Here is a 2,638-nt window from a genome sequence, read left to right as displayed (position 1 = left end):
AAAGTCCGTGTAGTTGCCCCAGTAGAGCGTCACGGTCTGGTAGTCCACGTCCAGAATGGCGGACGCGACGTTGTCCAGAAAGCGGTGGTCGTGCGAAATGACGGCGACCGGGCCCTCGAAGTCGTGCAGGAACTTTTCCAGCCAGCGGATGGACAGGATGTCCAGGTGGTTGGTGGGCTCGTCCAGCAGCAGCACGTCGGGCGCGCCGGCCAGCACCTGCGCCAGCAGCACGCGCAGCTTGAAGCCGCCGGACAGCGTGCTCAGCGGCTGGCGGTGCACCTCGGCCGGAAGCCCCAGCCCTTCCAGGATGGTGGCCGCGCGCGCCTCGGCGGTGTATCCGTCCAGACGCTGCACCGTTTCTTCCAGCTCGCTGAAGCGGTCGGCGTCAAACTCCACGTGCGCGTTGGCCAGCAGCTCTTCCTTGGCCACCATGGCGTCCCACAGCTCGCCGTGGCCCATGAGCGCCACCTCCAGCACCTGCTTGTCCTCGTACAGGAATTGGTCCTGCCGCAGAACGCCCAGGCGGGCGGACTTGGGAATGCTGACGGTGCCCTTGCTGGCCTCGGTGTCGCCGCTGAGGATGCTGAGCAGGGTCGTCTTGCCGCACCCGTTGGCGCCCACGATGCCGTAGCGCTGGCCCGGGTTCAGCTGAAAGGCGGCGTCCTGAAACAGAACGCGGTCGCCAAAGGACTTTTCGAGATTGGATACGCTGATCATCCCCTAAGATAACAGCATGCGCGCCCGATTTCCTCCCCCCGCCCCGATCGCCCCGCGGCGGACGGCCGCGCGCCGGTCCGTCGCCCGGGCTACGCCCTCTCCAGTACGTGGCTGCGCCCGGGCGCGCCGGTGCGCGTGCGGCCCAGGATGAACGCCGAAACCAGCGCACCCGCGTCCAGCCCGAAGATGGCCGTTCCGGCGGCCTCGTGCCCCGCGGCCACCAGAAACGTCGCGCACCCGAACCCCACCATGGCAATGGCCAGTCCGCACGCCACGCCCAGGCGCTCGCTCAGGATCGACGCTTCCAGCGCCCGGCGCTCCAGTTCCAGGCACGTTTCCTCGCGCGCGCGCCGGTGTGCGCCCTGCGCCTGGAATTCGTGCAGGATCACGGCGGGGGCGTCCGGGTGCGCCTCCCGGTAGCGGATCAGTTCGGCGGCGTCGGGAATGGGCCCGCGGCGGATCTCCACCCGCGTCTGGTGCAGGTGGGTGCCCAATGTGACGCGAGAGGGGCGCGGCTGGTCGCCGCGCCCCTCCGTGCCCTCCGTTGGCCGGGGCGCAGGCAGCTGCGCTCCGGGCCGCCTGTTCCCGCGCTTACCGCCCATGCTCGCGGCGCGCCGGACTACCGCCCATGACGCGGCCGCAGGCGATGCTCAGATCGCCCCAGACGGCTTCCCAGTCGGCGGCGATGGCCGCCTGGTCGGAGACGGGGGTGGACGCGGGCCGCACGTACCGTGGCGGCACGGCGCCGCGAAAGTCGAGCACGCGCCCGATGCCGCGGAGAAAGCTGCTGCTGATGAGGTTGCGCATGGATCCTCCTTCCTGGTTGCCTGATCCCTGTCGCACTCGCTGCGTGCGCTCTCTGCCGGCCGAACGGTAAGCACATCCCAAGCCAATGTCCAGAGCCCTGCATCCCCCGAAAAGCCAAGCGAAAGACTCGACTTGTGTTGGGATCGGAGTGTCCATTCAGAAGCCGCCACCGGACGGACCGTACGTGACCGGCCGGTCTGGTCCGCCATTGCCGGAGAACGCGTGAGCCTTTCGGAAACATCTGATCCCGGTAGATTCCCGCCGTGCCGCGCTCGCGTACGGCAGCGTTCTCCGCACCCACCCTCCGCCCGCGCCCATGACCGGATGTCCCGCCGCGTCGTGATCCTGTCGCCCGGCGGGGCGTTCCTGAACGACCTGCTCCCGCTGCTGCGCGAGCGCGGGACGGCGGTGGCGGCGGTGGTGGTCTACGATGCGCGCCTGACCCTGCCGTCGCGGGGGGCGGGGCGCGCCGGCCGGCTGCGTGCGCTGGCGCTGGCTCCGCTCCGCGGGGCGTGGCGGCGGCTCAGGCCCCCCGTACGCGCCGCGGGCGAAACCATCGTGCGGACGGGCGCGCTCAATGGGGGCGGAACCGAGCGCGCGCTCCGGCGGCTGCGGCCGGACGTCGTGGTGCTGGCGCGGTGCGCGCTGCTGCAGCCGCGCCTGCTCGCCATCCCGAGGGAGGGGACGGTGAACGTGCATCCCGGGCTGCTCCCGTGGATCCGCGGCAACAGCCCCGTCGCCAATTCGCTGCTGCGCGGCGTGCCCCTCGGCGCCACGGCGTTCCGGGTGGATGCGGGGATCGACACGGGCGCCGTTCTGCAGCGCCGCCTGGTGCACGTCGCGGGCGGGGAAACGGAATCGGACCTGCGCGGCGCCCTGTACCGCCTGTGGCTGCAGATGACGGCCGACGCGGTCCAGGACGCGGTGCGGGCGCCGCTTCCCCCGGGCACGCCGCAGACCGACCGCTTCCCCATCTGCCGCGACCTCAAGGGCGGTCCCGAACAGTCGCTCGTGGATGAAGCCGTGTGCGCGGACGCGGCGCGGGTGCTCCTTGAACGCTGGCGCCCGCTCTGCGGCCCCGCCGGTCTCACCCTTCCCGCCGATGCCGCCGGAG

General features: G+C 71.3%; 4 protein-coding genes. 1 reads left to right on the top strand and 3 read right to left on the bottom strand.

Translation table 11 applies throughout. The features are described from left to right. From VF665_RS11675 to VF665_RS11665, 3 genes are all read right to left on the bottom strand, one after another. Nucleotides 1-717: ABC-F family ATP-binding cassette domain-containing protein (locus VF665_RS11675; RefSeq protein WP_331053612.1), on the bottom strand; the 717-nt coding region annotated here is incomplete at its 3' end. A gap of 89 nt (nt 718-806) precedes the next feature. Beyond that, nucleotides 807-1,184 (bottom strand): hypothetical protein, encoded by a 378-nt coding sequence (locus tag VF665_RS11670; protein ID WP_331053611.1) that lies wholly within the window; start codon nt 1,182-1,184, stop codon nt 807-809. 124 nt (nt 1,185-1,308) lie between these two features. Beyond that, entirely contained in the window at nt 1,309-1,524 is a 216-nt protein-coding gene (locus tag VF665_RS11665) for a hypothetical protein (protein ID WP_331053610.1), read from the bottom strand. A 324-nt stretch (nt 1,525-1,848) separates the two neighbouring features. Here VF665_RS11665 and VF665_RS11660 point away from each other — a divergent pair. Further along, on the top strand, nt 1,849-2,638 hold a 790-nt coding region (locus VF665_RS11660), incomplete at its 3' end, for a formyltransferase family protein (RefSeq protein ID WP_331053609.1).

Source organism: Longimicrobium sp., assembly GCF_036387355.1.
Classification (GTDB): Bacteria; Gemmatimonadota; Gemmatimonadetes; order Longimicrobiales; family Longimicrobiaceae; genus Longimicrobium.
Note: the sequence above shows the minus strand (reverse complement) of the source record. Positions and strands in the feature narration are given on the sequence as shown.